Origin of the sequence: Bacillus sp. HMSC036E02, assembly GCF_001836235.1 — a bacterium.
Lineage (GTDB): Bacteria > Bacillota > Bacilli > Bacillales > Bacillaceae_G > Bacillus_A > Bacillus_A cereus.
In genome coordinates this window covers 1-718 of sequence record NZ_KV827800.1, presented here as the reverse complement: position 1 = coordinate 718, position 718 = coordinate 1, and the positions used below count along the sequence as shown (strand labels likewise).

The following is a 718-nucleotide window of genomic DNA, read 5'->3' as shown; positions in this document are numbered from 1 at the left end:
GGGGATTTTTAATGAAATTAGGAAAATTAGTATTAGTCGGAGCATTAGCATTAGGTGGTTTCACAGGTTTAGCAACATTAGACACAAAACCTGTGGCAGCAGCTGAAAAGGTACAAGCAACATCTACAAATTGGGGAGACCCATCATCAACATTTGATCTAAATCAAGTTGCTTTAGATTTCCCAGCTTTCTTATCAGATGATGTAAAACCAGCTTATAAAACTGGTGATTACTTCACAGTTAAGATGGGGTGGTATAACGGCGCAGATGGCAATCCAATGAAGATTTATCGCATTATGGATGATTATTCATTAGTTCGCTATCAAACTATTTACCCATTCCCAGCCCATAACGGTACAATCAATGAAGCTGTATGGAATACAACTATTACATCAGCATATGAGCCAGGCCGTTACGTTGCTGTGGTGAAACTTGCTGGCGATGCTTATAAGAGCGAATGGTTCACAATCAATAAGTAATTGCTATGCTGTCCTAAGAAAGACAGTATAGCAATTACTCTCATCTTAAATACTACAGTGATAGTTTCATACATAAAATACAATTATCAAGTCGGAGGAAGGCACCTTGCGGTGTCTTTTTTTTGAATTTATAACTTTTTTTAGAAATTATTTGAAAAAATATACATAATAATATATCATTATATTGTAATTAATTAAATTAAAATATTTAGGGGGATTTTTAATGAAATTAGGAAAAT

General features: G+C 34.0%; 1 protein-coding gene. It reads left to right on the top strand.

The window, feature by feature from the left end:
* A partial coding sequence (locus HMPREF2590_RS00590) for a DUF5065 family protein (protein WP_256324905.1) occupies window positions 1-479 on the top strand: 479 nt, incomplete at its 5' end.
* Between the last annotated feature and the right edge of the window lie 239 nt (window positions 480-718).